A 3015-nucleotide genomic window follows, 5' to 3' on the forward strand; every position below is an offset into this window, starting at 1 on the left:
CGAGAATTCTTTTATTGCGCTTCAGGATGGGCTTGAACCAACGACCCCCTGATTTACAGTCAGGTGCTCTAACCAACTGAGCTACTGAAGCTTGATTTGGTGATCCGCCTGGGGCTCGAACCCAGGACCCCAACATTAAAAGTGTTGTGCTCTACCAGCTGAGCTAGCGAATCATCGTTTTACCTTGAGGTTTGTCCCTCAAAAGCGATGCAAAATTACAACTTATTTTTGAAACCTCCAAATATTTTGCAAAAAATTTTTCAATTCCCCCTCTTTTTTCGTAATTTTGCACTGCACCAATTATGAGATNATGAATATTTCTGTTGTAATACCCCTATATAATGAAGAGGAATCTCTTCCGGAGCTCGCTCAATGGATCGAGCGAGTGATGAACGACAACGGTTTCTCTTATGAGATTATTTTTGTGAACGACGGTTCTACCGACAGCTCTATGCGCGTTATCCATGAACTTGCCGGCGGAAATCCGAACATACACGCCATTTCATTCTCGCGCAATTATGGAAAATCGCCTGCGCTCAATGTCGGATTCAGACGCGCGAAAGGAGATGTGGTCATTACCATGGACGCGGATCTTCAGGACAGCCCTGATGAAATTCCCGAACTGTACAGAATGATCACAGAAGAGGGCTACGACCTCGTGTCGGGATGGAAGAAGAAACGCTACGACCCTCTTTCGAAGACTATTCCCACAAAGCTGTTCAATGCGACAGCCCGCAAGGTCAGCGGTATAAAGAATCTGCATGACTTCAACTGCGGACTCAAGGCATACCGCAACGATGTGGTGAAGCATATAGAGGTATACGGCGACATGCACCGGTATATCCCATATCTGGCAAAGAATGCGGGATATAAAAAAATCGGAGAAAAGGTAGTGCACCATCAGGCACGCAAATACGGTCACACCAAATTCGGTCTCGACAGATTCATCAACGGATACCTCGACCTCGGAACCCTCTGGTTTCAGTCGAAATTCGGCATAAAGCCTATGCACATATTCGGTCTTCTGGGATCGGCGATGTTCCTGATCGGTTTTCTTGCCGTTGTGACGGTACTTATACTCAAGATAATATCGATGAATTCGTCTACATATCATTTTTATGTTACAAATTCAGTATATTTCTATCTGTCGCTCGCTTCTATGGTGCTCGGAGTGCAATTCTTCTGCACCGGACTCATCGGCGAGCTGATTACCCGCAACTCATCTGAAAGAAACAATTACCTTATAGCTGAAGAATTTTGACCAGACAGAAATTTAAAATACCGATCCTTATCGGCTCATTCCTCCTTTTGATATTCGGATGCTCCCTTTTGACATGTGGATGTTCAAGTGAGGAATGCCTCCAAAACAGGAATGCACTTCCCCTTGCAGGATTCTACAACGCTGAAGACCATAAACAGAAAGTGACGATCAACTCGCTTGAGGTTTATGGCATCGGAGCTCCCGGGGATTCGATACTGTCGCCCGGGACACAAGGCATCAACCAATTATACCTTCCTTTCCGCCTTGACCAGGATACGACCCGTTACGTTTTCCGTTATCTTCAAGAAGATCTGGCTCAAGCCGACATACGGGATACCGTGACATTCATCTACGACAGGAATCCAAGGTTCGTATCATCAGCCTGCGGGGTCAGTTATGTTTTCGGGATCAAAAAGATCCGTTACACGCGATCCATAATCGACTCGGTTGCATGTCCCCTCGAGGAGATAACCAACATGGACACAGAAAACCTGAGCATCTTCTTCCACGTCTCCACGGAACCCGAACCGGGTCCGGACCCGGATAAAGAACCCGAATCCGACTCGGAGCAAGATAAAGCTTCCTGATCCAAAGCAAGCTTCCCTCCCGGAGCAAGGAAAGATTTCCGATCAGAAAAAAATCCGCCCTGAGCTGGAAAGATTCTTATCTAAAGCCGGATCCTGCATTGGAGAATGAATCAATCATCAAGGGCTTTGATAAATTGTTTTTAATTAGGCGTTAGCCTGTTATGGTGTTCGGCGATTCATCACCGAAAAAAAGAATAAAAATTTGAGATCATTTCATAAAATATTACTATCCGCTGCGATCTGCCTTCAGATCGCCCTTCCGTCAACGGCGCAATCGGAACGCACCGACACTTTGCCGGCTGCTGACACCATAACTGCCGATTCCATAAAGCCAATTGAAAAGGCATCTGTTGATTCAATCGCCCCTAAAGCGCCACGTGTCCCGCGAAAGTCCACTCCTGTAGATATAGACGACAACAAACCGCGCGAGACCCTCCATTTCTATGACAAGCATGGAAACGCGCTCGCCGAGCCAGTGAGATTCCTTGCCGTGCTCGACACTGTGACAAAACCTAAATCCAAACCGGTTTATCCGTTGTATAACGGCTGGACGTTAGGCGCAAATTTTGCCGATGCCATTTTGATGGCTACCGGGCAGAAACATGCGAGCTTTGACATATGGGCGGACATCTCGCTCCACAACTGGTTCTTTCCCGTAGTTGAAGCAGGAATCGGATTCGCAGACAACACTCCGGAAGAAGGAAATTTCACATACCGGACCAAACCTTCATTTTATGCCAAAGTGGGCATGAATTATAACTTCATGTATAAGAGCGATCCCGCTTATCAGGTATTTGCGGGTTTCCGTGTCGGATTCTCAAGTTTCAAATATGATATAGAGAATATAAAAATCACGAATGGATATTGGGATCAGACCCAATCTTTTTCGATGACCGGACTAAAAGCCTCCGCCGTCTATGGTGAAGTACTTGCGGGAATAAAAGTTAAAATAGTTGGAAATTTCTCCCTTGGCTGGAACGCCCGTTACCACATGAAATTCAAAGTTTCCTCCAAATCATCCTCCTCTCCTTGGTTTATTCCGGGTTACGGTGCAACGTCACCCTTCTCATTCTCCCTTTCAGCCATCTGGCGCTTCGGCCAGCAGAAAATAGATCCCGGATCTCTCCCCGACAAGAAAGCCCCCTGATCCCTCCCTTACCCCATTAT

3 protein-coding genes and 2 tRNA genes are annotated in these 3015 nt (G+C 46.4%); 3 read left to right on the forward strand and 2 right to left on the reverse strand.

The features are described from left to right. Nucleotides 1-17 precede the first annotated feature (17 nt). Nucleotides 18-91: transfer RNA gene (locus tag JX312_RS11370), tRNA-Tyr, on the reverse strand. Nucleotides 92-97: 6 nt separating this feature from the next. Continuing rightward, a tRNA-Lys gene (locus tag JX312_RS11375) sits at nucleotides 98-173 on the reverse strand. Between the two features lie 137 nt (nucleotides 174-310). On the opposite strand from JX312_RS11375, the gene JX312_RS11380 reads away from it, so the two are divergent. The 3 genes from JX312_RS11380 to JX312_RS11390 all read left to right on the forward strand — a co-directional run bounded on the left by JX312_RS11380 (nucleotide 311) and on the right by JX312_RS11390 (nucleotide 2995). After that, the gene (locus tag JX312_RS11380; protein ID WP_123405986.1) at nucleotides 311-1261 is read left to right on the forward strand and encodes a glycosyltransferase family 2 protein; all 951 of its coding nucleotides are present in this window, start codon (nucleotides 311-313) and stop codon (nucleotides 1259-1261) included. Then, on the forward strand, nucleotides 1258-1848 hold the full coding sequence (locus JX312_RS11385) for a DUF6452 family protein (protein ID WP_204458074.1): 591 nt from the start codon (nucleotides 1258-1260) through the stop codon (nucleotides 1846-1848). Before JX312_RS11380 ends, JX312_RS11385 begins: the two co-directional genes overlap by 4 nt. 202 nt (nucleotides 1849-2050) lie before the next feature. Continuing rightward, nucleotides 2051-2995, forward strand: a complete 945-nt coding sequence (locus JX312_RS11390) for a DUF6048 family protein (protein ID WP_204458075.1) — start codon at nucleotides 2051-2053, stop codon at nucleotides 2993-2995. The last annotated feature ends 20 nt before the right edge of the window (nucleotides 2996-3015 follow it).

The sequence above is a fragment of the Barnesiella sp. CU968 genome (genome assembly GCF_905219685.1).
In the GTDB taxonomy this organism is placed as follows: domain Bacteria; phylum Bacteroidota; class Bacteroidia; order Bacteroidales; family Muribaculaceae; genus Lepagella; species Lepagella muris_A.

Bases quoted from the DNA above. Each gene is read 5' to 3' on its own strand.
- JX312_RS11380 (WP_123405986.1), top strand. From the start codon at position 311: ATGAATATTTCTGTTGTAATACCCCTATATAATGAAGAGGAATCTCTT.